Annotated in this window: 14 protein-coding genes; all 14 read left to right on the top strand. The window is 49.4% G+C overall.

All coding sequences use genetic code 11. The features are described 5' to 3' along the window. Positions 1-65: 65 nt before the first annotated feature. The 14 genes from HH215_RS16880 (at position 66) to HH215_RS16815 (ending at position 18,155) form a co-directional block, all read left to right on the top strand. Positions 66-1,886 (top strand): sensor histidine kinase, encoded by a 1,821-nt coding sequence (locus HH215_RS16880; protein WP_169280972.1) that lies wholly within the window; start codon positions 66-68, stop codon positions 1,884-1,886. Next, positions 1,883-3,475 carry a response regulator transcription factor gene (locus HH215_RS16875; RefSeq protein WP_169280971.1) on the top strand — a complete coding sequence of 531 codons (1,593 nt, stop codon included), beginning with the start codon at positions 1,883-1,885 and terminating at the stop codon, positions 3,473-3,475. Before HH215_RS16880 ends, HH215_RS16875 begins: the two co-directional genes overlap by 4 nt. Before the next feature lie 152 nt (positions 3,476-3,627). Next, positions 3,628-4,953, top strand: coding sequence for an ABC transporter substrate-binding protein (locus HH215_RS16870; RefSeq protein ID WP_169280970.1), 1,326 nt, complete (start codon positions 3,628-3,630; stop codon positions 4,951-4,953). A gap of 74 nt (positions 4,954-5,027) precedes the next feature. Continuing rightward, positions 5,028-6,749, top strand: coding sequence for a sensor histidine kinase (locus tag HH215_RS16865; protein WP_169280969.1), 1,722 nt, complete (start codon positions 5,028-5,030; stop codon positions 6,747-6,749). Further along, a complete protein-coding gene (locus HH215_RS16860) occupies positions 6,737-8,026 on the top strand; it encodes a response regulator transcription factor (RefSeq protein WP_169280968.1) in 1,290 nt (429 codons plus the stop codon). The genes HH215_RS16865 and HH215_RS16860 overlap by 13 nt, the downstream gene beginning before the upstream one ends. Before the next feature lie 144 nt (positions 8,027-8,170). Next, a complete protein-coding gene (locus HH215_RS16855) occupies positions 8,171-9,799 on the top strand; it encodes a type 2 periplasmic-binding domain-containing protein (protein ID WP_169280967.1) in 1,629 nt (542 codons plus the stop codon). 93 nt (positions 9,800-9,892) lie between these two features. After that, positions 9,893-10,747, top strand: coding sequence for an ABC transporter permease (locus tag HH215_RS16850; RefSeq protein WP_169284434.1), 855 nt, complete (start codon positions 9,893-9,895; stop codon positions 10,745-10,747). An 8-nt stretch (positions 10,748-10,755) separates the two neighbouring features. Then, positions 10,756-11,661 carry a carbohydrate ABC transporter permease gene (locus HH215_RS16845; protein ID WP_174887624.1) on the top strand — a complete coding sequence of 302 codons (906 nt, stop codon included), beginning with the start codon at positions 10,756-10,758 and terminating at the stop codon, positions 11,659-11,661. Positions 11,662-11,846: 185 nt separating this feature from the next. Then, positions 11,847-13,178 (top strand): ABC transporter substrate-binding protein, encoded by a 1,332-nt coding sequence (locus HH215_RS16840; RefSeq protein ID WP_169280966.1) that lies wholly within the window; start codon positions 11,847-11,849, stop codon positions 13,176-13,178. Positions 13,179-13,238: 60 nt separating this feature from the next. Next, positions 13,239-14,105: a carbohydrate ABC transporter permease gene (locus HH215_RS16835; protein WP_217362299.1), complete on the top strand. Its 867-nt coding sequence runs from the start codon at positions 13,239-13,241 to the stop codon at positions 14,103-14,105. 9 nt (positions 14,106-14,114) lie between these two features. Then, positions 14,115-14,945, top strand: coding sequence for a carbohydrate ABC transporter permease (locus tag HH215_RS16830; RefSeq protein WP_169280964.1), 831 nt, complete (start codon positions 14,115-14,117; stop codon positions 14,943-14,945). A gap of 37 nt (positions 14,946-14,982) precedes the next feature. Further along, the gene (locus HH215_RS16825) at positions 14,983-15,771 is read left to right on the top strand and encodes an SDR family NAD(P)-dependent oxidoreductase (protein ID WP_169280963.1); all 789 of its coding nucleotides are present in this window, start codon (positions 14,983-14,985) and stop codon (positions 15,769-15,771) included. 43 nt (positions 15,772-15,814) lie between these two features. Next, positions 15,815-17,161: a family 4 glycosyl hydrolase gene (locus tag HH215_RS16820; protein WP_169280962.1), complete on the top strand. Its 1,347-nt coding sequence runs from the start codon at positions 15,815-15,817 to the stop codon at positions 17,159-17,161. Between the two features lie 13 nt (positions 17,162-17,174). Continuing rightward, positions 17,175-18,155, top strand: a complete 981-nt coding sequence (locus HH215_RS16815; protein WP_169280961.1) for an aldose 1-epimerase — start codon at positions 17,175-17,177, stop codon at positions 18,153-18,155. The last annotated feature ends 2 nt before the right edge of the window (positions 18,156-18,157 follow it).

Raw genomic sequence — 18,157 nt, 5'->3', positions numbered from 1 at the left:
GCGGCCCTTTTTGATGTATAATCATGGGGTCGAAAGAATGAATGTGCACGAGGGAGGTTTGTTAGATGATTAGGATGAAACGCAGAATGAACTTGATCACGCTCATTCTTCTCCTTATGTGCATTATCATTATTCCGGTTCTTATCCAAGGTTATATGTTGGGTAAAGGAGCGGTTAAGCAAGTGGAGACGTTGTACGATAAATCGGTATCCAGCAACATGGAGTCGCTCTCCATCAGCTTGGATTTTTACGTGAATCATATCGAGGATTATCTTCGCACTCTGTCGCAGGATCAGGAATTGCAGAGGTTGCTGAATCGAGAAACCAACGCCTCTATCGGCAGCCAAGCCGTTATGGATCGCCTCAAGTCTTTTACCGCGGCCTATCGGTTGAGAGTTCCTTTATACGTACAAATCCTGACCGATCAAGGGGAAGTGTTCAGCAATAGCGCCCTGCACGATACGGAAGTCGAAAGGTTCAAGCAAGTGTTGCGCGGGTTTAATTGGCCCGAAGAAAGGGTTCCTTATGACAATAACATCATGTATCGTAACGTTGGCGCCAATCTCCACGATCTTTCCGGCGATCATAATGCCTTATATTTTACGAAAAATATCGTACAAGGAAATCAGGCTCTTGGCCTCTTGAACGTCATGGTGAACGATAGCTTGTTTCAACGGCTGCTGCACAAAATCCAACTAAACAGTTCTACGCTTGCTTTCATTAGCCAGGATAACGGAGAATTGCTTATTTCGAGCGAAGACAGTAACTCTCCTTTACAGGAATTATCGAAAAACGCGATTTCCAAAGCAAAAAATAACGGGGGAGAATACGAAAGCTTTCATATCAAGTGGAACGGGCGGAGTTACTTCTGTTCCATCCAGAATATCCCCTTTCTTAGATGGTATTTAATCGCCTTAACGCCCGAAGAATCTCTGGCCAGTCCGACTAAACAGTTGTGGAATCATACGCTGACCGTAACGGTAGCCTCCATTGTGTTAATTTCGCTTATCCTGTATATTTTCACAAGAAAAGCGATGGTGCCGATCTTGAATTTATCCAAGACGGTACGCAAAATCCGCTTTAACGACCCCGCGCAAGGGCATAGTATTCATTGGCAATTCCAGTACAAGGGATTGGAAGAAATCGAAATTTTGTTTTCTGGCATTCAACAGATGGTAAGCCGGATCAACGAACAGATCGAGCGGATCCAAACGGATGAACGGGAAAAATCAAACCTGGAATTGAACCTGTTGCTCTCGCAGATCAAGCCCCACTTTTTGCATAATTCGATCAACTCGATCCGCTGGATGGCGGAAATGAAGGGCGAGAAGACGATTGCCCAGACGCTTGTCAATCTGAGCAGCATGCTCAACTATACGTTAAGCAAATCGCTCACGATCTGGAGCACCGTCGGAGAAGAAATGGATTACGTAAAGAGCTATATCGCTTTTCAGGAAAAACGCATTTTCATGAAAATCGAAACGATATGGAACGTGCCGCAAGAAGTCCGGAACGCGAGGATTCTGAAGCTTACGCTGCAGCCGATCGTAGAGAATGCCATCTTGCACGGATTTGCCGATCTCGACGGGATAACGCCGCGATTAACGCTGTCGTGTGTCGAGGAAGAGGGGCAGTTACGGGTGGAAGTCATCGATAACGGAGCCGGTATCGAGGAAGCCGCCCTTGCCGGAATGCTTCTTAACGACCCGGATGGGACAAGCGATGAGGAAAGAATATCGGGTATCGGCTTGAAAAACGTGCACCGTCGCTTGCAATTGGAGTACGGCGCGCATTACGGCATCGAAATTCGAAGCGAGATCGGCAAAGGGACGACCGTCGCGCTGACTTTTCCTTATATCGATCATAATGGAGGAGAATCCGAATGAAAGTAATGATTATAGAAGACGATATGCTCGTTAGAATGGGAATAAAATCGTTGATTCCTTGGTCGGAATTGGGACTTGAGGTGGTCTGCGAAGCAAGGGACGGAGCCGAGGCCGTAGAACTGTACGAGACGTTTCTGCCTGAAATCGCGCTCGTGGATATTCTGCTTCCCAAGATGAACGGGCTGGATTTTATTGAGAAGGTCAAACCGCTCAATCCTGGCGGAGAGTTTATTATTCTGACCTGCAATCAAGATTTCGAAACGGTTCGCCAATCGCTGCGTCTGGGCGTTCATGATTTCATCGTGAAGTCGACGATGGAAATCGAAGAGCTTCAACGGATATTGAAGCAGTTAACGGACAAGATGAAAGCCAAATCGACGTCCCCTCAAGAGGAACCGACATCGGAGGCGGGTTCGAGATTCATTCGCAAAGCGGGTCTGTTGAGAGATTGGTTGCACGGATTGTATAACGGCGCGGAGACGGAAGATTTCGCGGAGAAACTGGGCGAGTTTAAATATTTTCTCGAAGAGGGACAATATCAGGCATGGGCCGTGGCATTGGACGTTTCCCGGAGCGATTCGATTCTGACTTCCCAGGAAGTCGTGAAGATCGGCCATTCGATCGATCATATGGCTGCGGAGCTCTACCGGGGAAAGCTAATCGGGTTCGTGGAGAACATCAAAGACAACCGCTGGCATGTTCTGTTGCGGAGCGGGAACGGCACGGAGATCGACCCGGAGCTGTTGATCGACTCCGTGTCGCAGTATCTCGGTCATTCCCTGTCCATCGCGGTAAGCGATCGATTTACGGATTGGCGGGAATGGATAGAGTATGACCGTATGGCGGGCGAACTGCTCAGCCTTAAATATTATCGCGAAGACGATCATTTGTTCCAAGGGGAACCGCCCGAATCCACGCTTTCCGATGCTATGTTCGTATGGAAAAAGTCGATGATGAACAAGCTTTCGGGTTATCTATTCGAGCAGGCGGAAGATCAACTTGCCGACTTGAAGCGGGTCATCGGTCCGCCGTATCCCAAACCGGCGTTGACGTACAATGTACTTGAGGATGTTTTATTCCAACTGAAACAGATATCCGAAATGACGGGAAGAAGTCTTCCGGAAGGGCAATTCCAAAGAACCGAGCTGCTGAACTGCGTATCGTTATCGCAAGCCGTTCATTTGCTGCGCAGCGCGATCCGGGTGCTGCAGGATCCGATAGCCAGGGAGAAGAGCGGACATGAGAGAAGGAAGTTCGTCGATGCTACGGAGTTATTCATTCAGGAGCATCGCTTCGAGGATATTAGTTTAAATGGGATAGCCGCGCATCTGAAAATAAGTCCGGTTTATCTTAGCCGAATTTATAAGGAAGAGAAGGGAATATCGTTCAGCAACGCCGTATTGACGGCGAAGGTAGAGCAAGCCGAAACGATGATCCGAAGCGGAATGACCTTAACCGAAATTTCCGATAAGCTGGGCTATCTGAATCTCAGCTCGTTTACCCGGATGTTCAAGAAAATCAAAGGTATCGCTCCGTCGCATTACGTAGAAACGGAAACGGAAACGGAATCGGAATCGGAATCGGTATAAAAAATGTCAAATCCGTATTAAAAAATGATAAATCCTTACTGCGCCAGATATAAAGTGGTAAATCAAATGGTTGGCTTAGGAGATTCATTTGATTAAGGAAAGCTTCTACACTAGGTTTCAAGACATCCACTAACGAAAGAAGGAAGCTTTCCATGCAACTGAGCAAAGGGTCGGTTGTAACCGCAACATTGATCATCGTAATGGCACTCATGCTTAACGCGTGTAGCGGTGGCACAAATGAAAGCGCTTCTTCCAACGGCGACAAGAAAGTCGATCTTGTTTTCTGGAATTCGGGGTTCGCCACCATTGACGAAAATAACAAATCCAAGAAAAAGGAAGATTTCTATATTTCCCAGGCGGTGGAACGTTATCAGAAGCTGCATCCGAACGTCAGAATCGACGTGCAGGACGTTCCTTCGGGAGACGAGCTGTTCGCCAAGTTCCAAACGGCCAGCATCGCCAAGAACGGTCCCGATCTGACCGTACTCTGGTCGGGTTCGTACATGCTCCGCTTTAAGCAGTTTTTGGAGCCGATGGACCCGTACTTCACGGCGGAAGAAAGATCGCGAATCGTAGGTTGGAGCGCAACGACGGAAGACTTCACGAACGACGGCAAAGCCTACGGCGTTCCGTTCGGAACGGACGGCACGTTCCTCCTGGCTTACAACAAGAAGATCTTTGCCGACGCGGGGGTCGATCCGGTCGCGCAGCGTCCGAAAAACTTCCAGGAATTCGTGGCCATGCTCGAGAAGATCAAAGCGCAAAACGTGACGCCGCTCGGATTGTTCAAAGACAGCTTTCTCCATGTCCCCGACTACTGGATCGCTCAGACGGTAGATATTCCGGGTCTGGACAGCCTGGTCAAAGGCACGTCGAACTTCTCCGATCCTAAGCTGGTGAACGTCATGAAGGGCTGGCATGAGCTCTTCGACAAAGATTTGGTCATTGCGGACGATTCCATTCGCCAATTGTTCATTCAAGGCCAGCTCGGCATGAGCGTGGGAGCCAATTCGGACATCACGAACTTCAGCGAAGAGATGGGCGATAACGTCGGCTTTATGAAAATTCCGGATTTCAGCGAAGACGTCAAAATCCACGATGGCGGTCCCGGCGGCGTCGGCGCGGCGTTCGTCGTGACGAATTACTCGGAGAACGCGAAAGAAGCGGCCGAGTTCGTCAAGTTCCTGATGAGCAAAGAGGAGCAAATCAACAAGATCAAGTCGGGCGAAGCGCGCATTACCGTAGTCAACGACGTCGACGTGAACGAATACGTATCCGATCCGTTAGTCAAGACGATGCAGGAGATGGCGAACGAACCGAGCACGATTTTCTGGCCGGATAACGTCTATCCTGCCGAGCTGACTAGCGAGATGATGTCGCTCCAGTCCCTGGTGTCCAGCGGGAAAATGACGGCGGAAGAATTCATGAAGAAGATCGATCGGAAACGCGACGAGCTTCTCAAGAGCAAAAGCAACTAAGACAAAATGACCTCCCGCTAAGGGAGGTCATTTTAATAAAACGCAAGGAGGAAGAGGGATGGGGATGACAGCGAATGAATAGGCTCCGAAATTCGTTTTTTTCCAAATTGATCGTGATCCTGCTGCTGGTAAATATACCGGTAGTCATCGGTATGCTCCTCTTTTTTTACCAAAGCATGTCTTCATTAAAAGTCAACGCAATTGAATCCATCCAGCAAAATCAGAGCGAGTTGATGAAGACGGTGGAGAGCGATATCGATTATGTAAAGCAACAATTATTCAAAATATCCAACATGAGCGACTGGAACGAGCTTAATACTAGCCGTCCCGGCGGGATCGACTATAGCGGAATTTCCGCGATCAATCGTTTCCGGGAAAGATTCCAGAACACCATGGATACCAGCCGGCTCTTTTCGGATATTTGGGCGAATATCCCTTCCGTTAATCGGCGCTTTTCGGCTAAAAATGGCTTGGAAGACTTCAATGCGGATGAGGAGAACAAGATCAGGTCTTTCTACCGTGACTACAAGCGCGTCGTGGAGTGGGACGGGAGAAGGTTTATTGCGTCAAAAAGCGGATATTCGGAAGATGAGGCAGTGAATTTAGCAGCGGAAATCGATATGCAAAAATTATGGCGGCTTGTGGAAACCCGGAAGAGCTTCGCGAAGGAGGAAATCATCTTTGCTTTCCATGGCAACGAGGAAACGTACTTGTACGATACGGCGAGCGAGGTTGCAAGGGAGTTGATATCATCCGGCTTTGCTATTCGGAATACGGACGGTCCACAACACTTATTGATTCGAACTTCCTCTTCCCTGGGCGATTTTACCGTTTATAGCTTCGTGCCTACATCTAGCCTGTACTCCTTTTTAGAACGTTTCTATACCCTAATGTTTATCGTGCTCTTTTGTACGGTGGCGTCGATTGCCTCTTACTTTATCGTGGTCGGGAAGCTTATTAAAAAACCGATTCGGATCTTGATAGACGGTTTTAAGCAAGTAGAGAAAGGAGATTTTTCTACTCGGCTGGAACGCAAGAGCAAGGATGAAATTTCTTATCTGTACGGGAACTTCAACACCATGTCCGCGAGGCTAAGCGACTTGATTACCGAGAACTATATCAAAGAAATCTATGCGCAACGCGCGATTTACCGGCAATTGCAATCGCAAATCAACCCGCACTTTTTATACAACAGCTTTTATGTTTTGCATCGCATGATTAAAGAGGGGGACAACGAGAACGCCGAGGAATTCTCGATCGGTTTAAGTCGGTACTATAAATTCCTGACCAAAAATTCGAGCAGCGATGTGCTGTTGGAGGAAGAAGTGCTGCACACGGAAGCGTACATGAACATCATGAAAAAACGTTACGGCTCCAGAGTATCCATTGCCGTGTTTGTTGAAGATCCATCCATTTTGCAAGTAGAGGTGCCGCGGTTGATTCTTCAGCCCTTCGTAGAAAATATCTTTATGTACGGGATCGGGTACAAACGCGAAAGTCTGGAGGTTGCTTTAACGATTAGGCGGGAAGGCCATGAACTTATCATCCGCATCTCCGACAATGGCAAAGGGATAGAGGAGGACCTTCTACGAAAATTCCAGAAAGAACTTTTGCTGCCGGATGCACCATCCGACTCTGCCGTCTTTAACATCAACAAGCGGTTAAAAATCAAGTTCGGAACCGATTATGGCGTGTCCGTAACCAATGGCGCAAGCGGAGGATGCCAAGTAGAGATCAAGATCCCCTATAGCTCGCAGGACGCTGAAACGAGAGGTGTAGCAGCATGTATCGAATGATCGTAGTCGACGATGAAGCGGCCATAACCGATTGGCTTGAACAAGCCATTTCCGAACATTTTGTCGGGAAGGTCGAGGTATACAAAGCTTATTCCGCGGATGAATGCCTCGACTTAATGGCCATGGGGAGTTTTCATATTTTGTTAACGGACATCAGTATGCCCTTAGTATCCGGCCTCGACTTATTGAAAGCGGTTTCAGTTTATTATCCGAAAACGAAAAAACTAGCGTTATCCGCTCATGACAATTTCGAGTATGCCAAAAGAGCCATCGACTTCGAGGTGACGGCGTACGTGCTAAAAAGCGAGGGCGACGAGGTTTTATTCGAAGCTATGGAAAAAGCGATTGCTGAGGCGGAAAGCGACCAAGAGCTGTTTAGCCTGACGGAAAAACTAAAACTGCAGTCTCAAAAGTGGGAGGGGGCTATAAAAAACAGCCATCTGCAGCGTCTGTTGTTTGGTGAAATCGGTTTGGACGAGCTCGCTGCAAGAGTAGACGGTTCATTGGATTTTTCGCGTCCTGTGGAAATGGCGTTGCTGGCCATCGATGTGCGGGATGTCTCGCGGCGAGCCTTTGCGTTGATGGCTCTGGAGGCTTCGCTGGCGGAATTTCTGAAACCTCATTTCACTTATGAAATGGTGGAGACGGGCGTGTCGGAGGTTACATTGCTGGCACAGTTCAAAAATGTTGCCGAAGTCTACGGGGAAGCCGCCATATTCTTAAAATCCCTCTTCGTTATGTACGAAAATACGCAGGAAAGTTATTACCGTTTGACAGACCAGTACGTCAACATCATCTATTCCACGCAGGCCGTGAGCGCGGCGAGTTTACACGCAAAGTATATTCAATTCAAGGAAACGATGCAAAAGTGCCGCGATTTGGATTGTTCTATCCTCTTACCCGAAACGACCGAATATGAAGCCTCCTACTCCTCTCATGCGACCAATGGAATCAGCAGAGAAATCGGAATCTTACTTAAATATATCCATCAAAACATGGACAAGGATTTATCGCTCATCAGGCTTGCGGATGTCGCGTACTTAAATTCCTCTTACCTGTCCCATTTGTTCAAACAGCAGGTGGGAATGAACCTCTCCGATTACGTAAAGGTCGAACGGATTCGGATTTGCAAAGAAATGCTGACGAACCCCAAATATAAGATACACGAGATTGCTCGCAACGTGGGCTATGACAATGCTTCGTATTTCAGCCGTTTCTTCAAGAAAATGACCGGAATTACGCCTCAAGAATACCGAAAACACCTTTCAATCGAGTAAGAGTCCGGCGGAACAGTCCCAATTAACGTCCAACGAAAAGGACATAAATACAAAGTAAACGTAACTATTTCTCAAGTCGAAAACGCTTTACCATTAAGGTAATCCAAAGCGATTGACAAGTACGAGCATACAAGGAGGATATCAATGAAACGTCGGTTTGTAAGCGCGATCATAGCAGCGGCTCTGTTCTCTTTAACGGCTTGCACGGGTTCGCCGGGCAACAGTCAAAGTAAAGGTTTATCCAACTGGAACGAGACGACGGGCAAATACGAGCCCGATATTATCCTAACGGTTGGAACCGCGGAGTCCGACCCTTCTAGCGACAATATCGACGGCCAAACGCAGGAAGACAATGTTTGGATCGATGCCTACCGGGACGAGCTAGGGATCAAATTCGAAGATATGTTCGTCGTAAGCAGCTCGCAACTGGAAGAGAAACTGAACCTGCAAATCGCTTCAGGCCAAATCCCCGACTTGATGTCCGTAAACCGCAAGCAGTTTGAAATGCTGGTTAAATCGGGTTTGGCCGCGGATTTGACCGAGGCTTACGAAGAGTATGCCAGCGAAAAAACGAAGGAGTATCTTGTCGCTGACGGCGGCATTTGCATGGATATGTCCAAAATCAATGGAAGTCTGTATGCGCTGCCCGCTACGCAGGGGTACCTTGAAAGCGCCGGAGTCATCACCTGGCTGCGCAAAGATTGGTTGGATCATTTGAAGTTGGAAGTTCCCCAAACCTTCGACGATCTAGTAAAGATCATGAGAGCCTTTACGAATGACGACCCTGACCGTAACGGATTGAAGGACACTTACGCCTTTACGACAAGCAACACGTTGGATGAGTTGATCGGTTTGTTCGACAGCTTCGGTTCGCATCCCAAGTCTTGGGTGAAAAACGCCGACGGGGAAATCGTGTACGGCGGCACGCAGCCGGAAACGAAAGCCGCGCTTGCATTCCTGAATAAAGCTTTCCAAGAAGGCTTGATCAATCGCGAATTCGGCGCCAATGACTGGAACCAGTTTACCAAGGCAATCGACGGCAACAAAGCAGGCATGGCCTGGTTGCCTTGGTATGCGGTCGATTGGCCGCTAGGGGCTTCTCACCGCGAGATGGGCGCAGAATGGATACCCGTCAAGATCTTCGGTGCTGACGGAGGCGACGCCAAGGTCATGGGAGTTGCAGGTCCGGACACTTACTATGTCGTTCGCAAAGGCTATGAACATCCCGAAGCGCTTGTTAATATGTTCAATCTCTGGTTCGAGAAAGCCTATGGCAGTAAGGAAGATATCCTCAAATATCACAAGAACGCAAAAGGGGAAATGCCAGCCAAGTTTAGTCAAGTCAAACCGTGGCTTGCCCATGAGGACATCGGGTATCACCTTAAAATTCTAGAGAAGCTGGCGGGCAAGGACGTGGGCGAAATGTTCCCCTCCAACGAGATGTATTACGAAGGCGTGTTGCGTTACATGACGAATCCCAACGAAGACGACTATATGACCTACAAAATGTATGGACCCGATAGCGCAAGCGGTATTCTGAACGATTATATGAAAAACGGTCTGGTCCTGCAGGAACAATATTATAGCACCGGTACGGAGACGATGAAAAAGAAATGGGGCGTGCTTGAAACGAAGCAGCTCGAAGCCTATGTAAAGATGATTATGGGCGAAGCGCCAATCGATGCGTTCGATGATTTCGTCAAAGACTGGGAGTCCAGCGGCGGCGGTCAGGTTGTAAAAGAAGTGCGAGAATCCGTACATGGGAATAAGTAGAGAGGTGCAACCGTGAAGCAGAGACAAGCGCAGATCCCGCACAAAAGCTTAAACCGGTATGTGTTGAAAACGCAGCTTACCTATCATGGTCTTATGCTGCCGGCTTGCGTTTTCCTCATCCTATTTTCTTATGTGCCTATGTTCGGCATCATCATGGCTTTTCAAGATTTTACTCCGACCGACGGAATTTTCGGCTCGAGCTTCGTGGGGTTTGACAATTTCGTACGTCTGTTCACGCTGGACAACATTCAGCAGGTCATGTTCAACACGCTTTATATTTCGATCATGAAGATTATTCTCGGTTTGCTGGTGCCGATCCTGTTCGCGCTGCTGCTGAACGAGGTGCGTAACCGATTATTCGTCCGTTCGGTACAAACCATCGTCTATCTTCCTTATTTTCTGAGCTGGGTCATATTGGCGGGCGTCTTTATCGAGATCCTGTCTCCTTCTAACGGGTTGGTCAATCATGCGTTGAAAATTTTCGGTATCGACCCGATTTTCTTCTTGGGGGATAAAAGTTGGTTCCCCAACGTGATCATCATCACCGATACTTGGAAAAGTTTCGGATTCGGGACCATCGTATATTTGGCAGCCCTTACGAGCATAGACCCTTCTTTGTACGAGGCGGCCAAAGTGGATGGAGCCAACTATTATCAGCAGATGCGTCATATCACGCTGCCGGGAATCACCAATATCGTGGTGCTCATGACGGTGCTCTCCATCGGCAGCATCCTGGATGCCGGATTCGATCAAATTTATAACTTGTACAATCCGGTCGTGTATGAAACGGGAGATATCCTGGATACGTTCGTCTACCGATTAGGTATCAAGGATATGTTGTTTTCGATATCGACTGCCGTGAGCCTGATCAAGTCGATCGTCTCCTTCGTATTGATCGTTATCTCCTATAGGCTGGCCTATCGCTTAACCGAATATAAAATTTTTTAGGAGCCGTTATGAAAACAAAAAAGGCGAAGAACGGAATACAAACCAGTTGGCAGAGAAAAGCGTTCATGGCGTGCAACCTCATCTTTCTGAGCTTGATCTCGCTAATATGCATCCTTCCCCTAGTGCATATACTCGCCCTTTCATTTAGCTCCTCTTTCGCTGCTTCCAGCGGAAAAGTCGGGATCTGGCCGGTAGATGCAACATTGGAGTCTTATAAGTACGTGTTACAAAACGCGGCGTTCTGGCACGCATTCGTCGTTACGCTCAAACGTCTGGCTCTCGCCGTGCCGCTCACGTTGTTTATTGTGTTTATCACGGCGTATCCGATGGCGAAAAGCAGCCAAAAGTTCAAGGGGAGGGAGTTTTACACTTACTTCATGCTTATCCCGATGCTTTTTGGAGGCGGACTTATCCCCGAGTATATGACGTTTATGAAATATGGACTTGTCAACAATCTATGGGTTTTGGTGTTGCCCGGTTTGGTACCCATCTTTTCCGTCATTTTGTTGATGAACTTTATTCGCGATTTACCCGCGGAGATGGAAGAGGCGGCAAGCATTGACGGCGCGGGACCCTTAACAAGCTTGTTCAGAGTCGTCCTGCCGTTGGCGACGCCCGCTATCGCAACCATTGCGCTGTTCTGCATCGTGGGACATTGGAACTCGTGGTTCGACGGGATTTTGTACATGAACCATCCCAAGAACTATCCTTTGCAAAGCTTCTTGCAAAAAGCGATTACCGCATACGATGCCAAAACGATTACCTCCAAGGATTTAATGACAATGCGACTGATCTCGGACCAGACCACCCGCGCCGCCCAGATTTTCGTCGCCACCTTACCCGTGTTGATGGTGTATCCCTTTTTGCAGAAGCATTTTACCAAAGGTTTGGTCATGGGAAGCGTTAAGGGATAAAAAGTTAGGATGGAGATGATGAAAGCGGTTTAAAAGATGTCAATGCCTTCTTAAAAAAATGATAAACCAGCTGCTCAACGGATATAAAGTGATAAACCAAATGGTTGGCTCAGGACATTCATCTGCTTAAGGAAAGCTACTATACTTGGCTTCAAGACATCAACTAACGAAAGAGGGAAGCATCCATGAAACTAAGAAGAGGGTCGGTTGTAACCGCAACATTGATCATGGTAATGGCACTCGTGCTTAACGCGTGCAGCAGTGGTACAAATGAAAGCGCTTCTTCCAGCGGCAACGGGGAGAAGCAAATCAAACTTGTTTTCTGGAATTCGGGGTTTGCCACCATTGATGAGAATAACAAATCCAAGAAAAAGGAAGACTTCTATATTTCCCAGGCGGTGGAACGTTATCAGAAGCTGCATCCGAACGTCAAAATCGACGTGCAGGACGTTCCTTCGGGAGACGAGCTGTTCGCCAAGTTCCAAACGGCCAGCATCGCCAAGAACGGTCCCGATCTGACCGTACTCTGGTCCGGTTCGTACATGCTCCGCTTTAAGCAGTTTTTGGAGCCGATGGATCCGTACTTCACGGCGGAAGAAAGAGCCCGAATCGTCGGTTGGAGCGCAACGACGGAAGACTTCACGAACGACGGCAAAGCCTACGGCGTTCCGTTCGGAACGGACGGCACGTTCCTCCTGGCTTACAACAAGAAGATCTTTGCCGACGCGGGGGTCGATCCGGTCGCGCAGCGTCCCAAAAACTTCCAGGAATTCGTGGCCATGCTCGAGAAGATCAAAGCGCAAAACGTGACGCCGCTCGGATTGTTCAAAGACAGCTTCCTCCATGTCCCCGACTACTGGATTGCTCAGACGGTAGATATTCCGGGTCTGGACAGCCTGGTCAAAGGCACGTCGAACTTCTCCGATCCTAAGCTGGTGAACGTCATGAAGGGCTGGCATGAGCTCTTCGACAAAGATTTGGTCATTGCGGACGATTCCATTCGCCAATTGTTCATTCAAGGCCAGCTCGGCATGAGCGTGGGAGCCAATTCGGACATCACGAACTTCAGCGAAGAGATGGGCGATAACGTCGGCTTCATGAAAATTCCGGATTTCAGCGAGGACGTCAAAATCCACGATGGCGGTCCCGGCGGCGTCGGCGCGGCGTTCGTCGTGACGAATTACTCGGAGAACGCGAAAGAAGCGGCCGAGTTCGTCAAGTTCCTGATGAGCAAGGAAGAACAAATCAACAAGATCAAATCCGGCGAAGCGCGCATTACCGTAGTCAACGACGTCGACGTGAACGAATACGTATCCGATCCCTTAGTCAAGACGATGCAGGATATGGCGAACGAACCGAGCACGATTTTCTGGCCGGATAACGTCTATCCCGCAGAGTTGACAAGCGAGATGATGTCGCTGCAGTCCCTGGTGTCCAGCGGGAAAATGACGGCGGAAGAATTCATGAAGAAGATCGATCAGAAACGCGACGATCTTCTGAAAAACAAGAGCAAGTAAGACAAAATGACCTCCCGCTAAGGGAGGTCGCTTTTACAAAAGGCAAGGAGGTAGATGGGAATGAGTCTTAAGCAAGAGCGCTGGGTAGGTTGGTTCTCCTTGCTGCCGGCTTTTCTGCTATTGGCGATATTCGTGGGCTATCCGATGTTTAATACGTTCTTTCATAGCTTTACGGAATGGGACGGGGTCAATTCCGCGTTCATAGGGCTGGATAACTTCAAGAACATCGTAAGCAACGGGGATTTGCCGCTTATGTTGCGCAATAATTTGATCTTTTTATTATCCGTTCCGGGTATCTTGTTGATCTCGCTCACGGTATCGGTACTGTTGCACGAGGAGGTTCGCGGCTGGCGTTTCTTTCGTTCCGTTTATTATCTGCCTGCCATTCTCTCGTCGGTAGTTATCGGCTTCTTGGCGAAATCCATGTTTACCAATAGGGGCGTCGTGAATACCCTTCTTGAAAATATCGGACTCGGTCGTTTTACCGTGGATTGGCTGAATACGGTCCCGACCGAATTTATGATCTTGATCCTTTGCTTTTACTGGCAAACGCTTGGTCAAGGCACGCTTATCTTTCTATCGGGGCTTTCCTCCATTTCCAACGAATTGTTCGATGCCGCGAAAATCGACGGCACGACTTGGCGGCAGCGCCTGTTTTACATCGTCATCCCGTCCCTGTACCCGGCCATCTTTTATTTTACGATCGTTAACGTCATTTACGTGTTCGTGGGACTGTTCGGGTTGGTTTATTCGATTACGGGCGGGGGCCCGGGTTACGAAACGACGCCGATCGATTACATGATTTACATTCAAGCCTTCAGAAGCGGCAATATGGGTTACGCGAGCGCGCTTTCGGTTTTTCTGTTTTTCATCGTCATGTTGATTACCTGGATTCAGTTGAAAATATCCAAGCGCTTGGAGCAGTAGGAGGACAAGATGAAAACGGCCTCGACAAAAATGATTAGATTGCTGATTTTTATCGTTCTCGCCCTCATCGCCATTATGTCCATGTATCCTCTTTTTTACATGGCGTTCAGCAGCATGAAGCCGACGATCGAGTATATCAAACACCCGATCGCGCTTCCCGAAACGTGGTATTTCGATAATTTCAAAGCTTTGTTTTATCGGTTTTCCTTGGTTCGCTTATTCGGCAACACGGTCTTATACGTGGGGCTTAGCATGGTGGCTTGCCTCGTCGTCTCCGTTCCGGCGGCATACGCTTTTGCCAAATTGAAATTCAGGTTCAGAAACGGGTTTTACGTCGCGATGATTGCCACGATGACGATTCCGGGCGTCACCTTTATCATTCCGAACTACTTGTTGATGTCCAGAATCGGCTGGACCGACCATATCGTGTCCGTTGTCGTCATTTGGGCCGTCTCCGCCATTCCGAGCACGGTATTCCTGCTTACCTCCTTGATGAGGGGGATGCCCGACGAAGTGCTTGAAGCGATCAAAATGGACGGCGCGAAATATCACCAGGCGATGATTAAAGTCGTTCTTCCCATGAGTCTTCCCGGCGTAGTCACGGTATCGATCTTTAACGCGACGAATTGGTGGAACGATCTGTTGACCCCGCTGATCTATTTGCAGTCCGATCATCTGAAGACGGTAACCGTGGCCGTAGCGACCGTGCTTAACAGGTTCAGCTCCGATTATCCGTTGTTGCTGTCCGGATTGCTGCTGGCCTCGTTGCCGCCGATCGCCATTTATATTATTTTCCAAGGTTTCATCCGCAAGGGCTTGGTCATCGGAGCCGTCAAATAATCTAAACCGAATGAGGACAAGAAAGGAAGTCATGCTCATGAGTACGAATCAAACGAAGCAAGGTCGCCTTTATTCGAAAGTAGCCATCGTCACGGGGGCGGCAGCGGGAATCGGCAAAGGAACCGCGCTGCTCTTCGCCGAAGAGGGCGCGAAGCTTGTGCTGGTCGACTTGCACGAAGAAAAGCTGAACGAAGTCGCCGCGGAAATCCGCGAAGCGGGCGGAAGCTGCGAAATCGTATGCGGGAACGTCGGCTTGATGGCAACCGCGGAACGCGCGGTGGCCCGCGCGGTCGACGCCTACGGCCAGCTCGATATCTTGTTCAACAATGCAGGCATCATGCCCGTCGGCGATATTCAGGATTATCCCGAAGAAACGTGGGACGAAGTGTTGCAGGTCAACTTGAAATCGATGTTCCTGATGTGCAAAAAAGCGATTCCCGAGATGCTCAAAGGAAACGGCGGCTCCATTATCAATACGTCGTCCGTGATGGCTTCGCTGACGGAGCCGGGTTATACCGCCTACTCCGCTTCTAAAGCGGGCATTATCGGCTTAACGAAGGAAATCGCCGTCTCGTATGCCGAGAAAGGCATTCGCTGCAACGCCATTTCTCCGGGGTGGGTCGAAACGGATATGAACGTCCGGCTCGCCGATAGCATGGGAGGCATGGATAAATTGTATCCGATTATCAAACAGCAGCAGCCGCTCGGAAGAATGGCTACGACGCGCGAAGTGGCCTACGCGGTACTGTTCCTGGCCTCGGATGAATCCGTCGTCGTCAACGGCTCTAATCTGAGCATCGACGGAGCGGCATCGGCCGCGATCTGAGGTCGACGATTTCTTAATAAATAACGATATTGGAGGATTTCTCATGCCTAAAATCAGTATTATCGGAGCCGGCTCGGCTATGTTTTCCCTAAGCCTTATTAAAGATATTTGCCTTACGCCTTCCCTTGAAGGCAGCGTAATCAGCTTCATGGACATCGACGAGCAGCGTCTGAACAGCGCCTATTCGCTTTGCGAGCGGTATGCCAAAGAGGCTAATATTTCTCTGGTTCTGGAAAAAACGACGGATCGGAGAGAATCGCTTCGCGGAGCGGACTTCGTCATGCTCGCGGCGCTGATCGGAGGACATCAACGTCTGAAAGACGGATGGGACATCGCTCGGAAGCACGGGTATCGTTTTGGCGGAAGCCTCCACGTCATGCATGATGAAGGATTCTGGATCAACTTCGATCAGTTGCAATTAATGGAGTCGGTGATGCAAGACATTCTGGAAATCTGTCCGAATGCTTGGTATATGCTCGTATCCAATCCGGTCATGGCCGGCGTGACCTATTTGCAGCGCAAGTATCCGCAAGCCAAGCTCGCGGGCTTCTGTCACGGTTCGAACGGAATACGGGCCGTCGCCGAAGTCATCGGGCTCGACCCGGCACATATTACGTACGAAATTCCGGGCGTCAACCATTTCATCTGGTTGACGGAGTTCCGCTACAAAGGCGAAGACGCGTTCCCCATTCTGGATCGCTGGATCGAAGAAAAATCGGCGGCTTATATCGAGCAATGCGGTACATGCGATTGGTTGGGACCGAAAGCGCTCGATCTATACAAGAAGTTCGGCGTATTCCCGATCGGCGATACGGGAAATCCGGGAGGCGGCGCTTGGCCCGCCTGGCATCACGCGGACGAAGAGACGGAGCGCTTCTATAAGGAAGATCCCGAGGCTTGGTGGCGCGACCTTTACTTCGCGGGCGGAGCCGCGGGCGTAGAGAAAATTCGGAGAGTTTCCGAGAATACGGCCGAGAAAGTGATGGATAGCTTCCCGCCGGTGCATTCGACGGAACCGATGATCCCGTTTATCGAAGCGATCGCGTGCGATGTTCCTAGGGTGATGATCCTCAATATTTTGAACGACAGCAATTACGTGCCTGGCATTCCGCTGGATTTTCAAGTGGAGATTCCTTGTTACGTCAGCGGAATAGGCGTTCAAGGCATTAAAACCAAAGGCTTGACTAAGCCCGTCATTCAATATGCGCTGCGCGATCGCGTCGCCCCCGTCGAGATGGAGCTGCAAGCTTACGAAAGCGGAAGCTATGAAGATCTTGTTCAATTAATTCTAATGGATCCGTGGACCCGTTCCGAACAACAGGCGCGGGCGCTGTTGGACGAGATTCTTCAACTGCCGAGCCTTGCCGCGATGAGACGGCATTTCAACTGAAGGGGCTGGCGATATGGTAATCGAACGGTTTGACCTTTACGGCGAAACCGCGATAAGAGCGCGGAACGAGGAACTGGAAATCGTTTTAGTCCCGTCATGGGGGAGCAATTTATTGTCTTTGCGCTCCCTAAGCAAAAACCTTGATTTGCTGCGATTCCCGCAATGCCGGGAAGAGTACGAAGCGGATCCGTTCATGTACGGATTGCCGATTCTATTCCCTCCGAATCGGATAGCCGACGGCAGGTTCGAATATAACGGCAGGGAGTATCGCTTTAATATCAATGACCCTTCGGAACACAATCATACCCATGGTTTGTTGTTCGACGCGCCGTGGAAGCTCCTGAGAGCCGAAGCCGAGGGAGAACGAATCGTGCTGGAGACGATCATTCACTCGGAGGAACACGAAGGGATTCTAGCGCAATTTCCTCATCTCTTTACCGTTCATATGAAGTACGTTTTGGAGCAGACGTCGCTAACCGTCGAAGCGACGGTTAGCAACCGGGATAGCGCTCCCTTTCCTTGGGGGCTCGGTTATCATACGACTTTTAATTTCCCGTTTAACGGTTCAGGGGATTTGGCGTCGTGCCGGTTCGCGCTTAATGCGGACAAACAATGGGTGTTGGACGAACGGTTTCTGCCGACCGGAGGGCTCGTAGATATCCCGTATTCGGAACAATTGCGCGAGGGGAAAAGCCTTGTCGGGCACGCGCTGGACGATGCTTTCCTTACGGCCGACGCCGGAGCGAACGAAGCGGTGTTGACGGATTCGGGCTCCGGAATTCGCGTCGTATACGGCGCCGACGAGCAGTTCAAACATTGGGTGGTTTACAATCACGATTCCAAACAAGGTTATCTTTGTCCGGAGCCGTATACTTGGATCACGAACGCGCCCAATTTGCGGCAGCTTCCGGAGGAATTGACCGGTTTCCGCGTTCTTCGGCCCGGCGAACAAGCCCAGACGATAACGCGGATTCGGATTGAAGAGGTGATCTAGAC

The organism is Cohnella herbarum, from assembly GCF_012849095.1.
Taxonomy (GTDB): domain Bacteria; phylum Bacillota; class Bacilli; order Paenibacillales; family Paenibacillaceae; genus Cohnella; species Cohnella herbarum.
Note: the sequence above shows the minus strand (reverse complement) of the source record. Positions and strands in the feature narration are given on the sequence as shown.

What these genes read in the sequence shown, in the direction of transcription:
- HH215_RS16830 (WP_169280964.1), top strand. Translation starts at nt 14,115, where the DNA reads ATGAAAACGGCCTCGACAAAAATGATTAGATTGCTGATTTTTATCGTT.
- HH215_RS16870 (WP_169280970.1), top strand. Translation starts at nt 3,628, where the DNA reads ATGCAACTGAGCAAAGGGTCGGTTGTAACCGCAACATTGATCATCGTA.
- HH215_RS16820 (WP_169280962.1), top strand. Translation starts at nt 15,815, where the DNA reads ATGCCTAAAATCAGTATTATCGGAGCCGGCTCGGCTATGTTTTCCCTA.
- HH215_RS16865 (WP_169280969.1), top strand. Translation starts at nt 5,028, where the DNA reads ATGAATAGGCTCCGAAATTCGTTTTTTTCCAAATTGATCGTGATCCTG.
- HH215_RS16860 (WP_169280968.1), top strand. Translation starts at nt 6,737, where the DNA reads ATGTATCGAATGATCGTAGTCGACGATGAAGCGGCCATAACCGATTGG.
- HH215_RS16815 (WP_169280961.1), top strand. Translation starts at nt 17,175, where the DNA reads ATGGTAATCGAACGGTTTGACCTTTACGGCGAAACCGCGATAAGAGCG.
- HH215_RS16840 (WP_169280966.1), top strand. Translation starts at nt 11,847, where the DNA reads ATGAAACTAAGAAGAGGGTCGGTTGTAACCGCAACATTGATCATGGTA.
- HH215_RS16825 (WP_169280963.1), top strand. Translation starts at nt 14,983, where the DNA reads ATGAGTACGAATCAAACGAAGCAAGGTCGCCTTTATTCGAAAGTAGCC.
- HH215_RS16855 (WP_169280967.1), top strand. Translation starts at nt 8,171, where the DNA reads ATGAAACGTCGGTTTGTAAGCGCGATCATAGCAGCGGCTCTGTTCTCT.
- HH215_RS16880 (WP_169280972.1), top strand. Translation starts at nt 66, where the DNA reads ATGATTAGGATGAAACGCAGAATGAACTTGATCACGCTCATTCTTCTC.
- HH215_RS16845 (WP_174887624.1), top strand. Translation starts at nt 10,756, where the DNA reads ATGAAAACAAAAAAGGCGAAGAACGGAATACAAACCAGTTGGCAGAGA.
- HH215_RS16875 (WP_169280971.1), top strand. Translation starts at nt 1,883, where the DNA reads ATGAAAGTAATGATTATAGAAGACGATATGCTCGTTAGAATGGGAATA.
- HH215_RS16835 (WP_217362299.1), top strand. Translation starts at nt 13,239, where the DNA reads ATGAGTCTTAAGCAAGAGCGCTGGGTAGGTTGGTTCTCCTTGCTGCCG.
- HH215_RS16850 (WP_169284434.1), top strand. Translation starts at nt 9,893, where the DNA reads ATGCTGCCGGCTTGCGTTTTCCTCATCCTATTTTCTTATGTGCCTATG.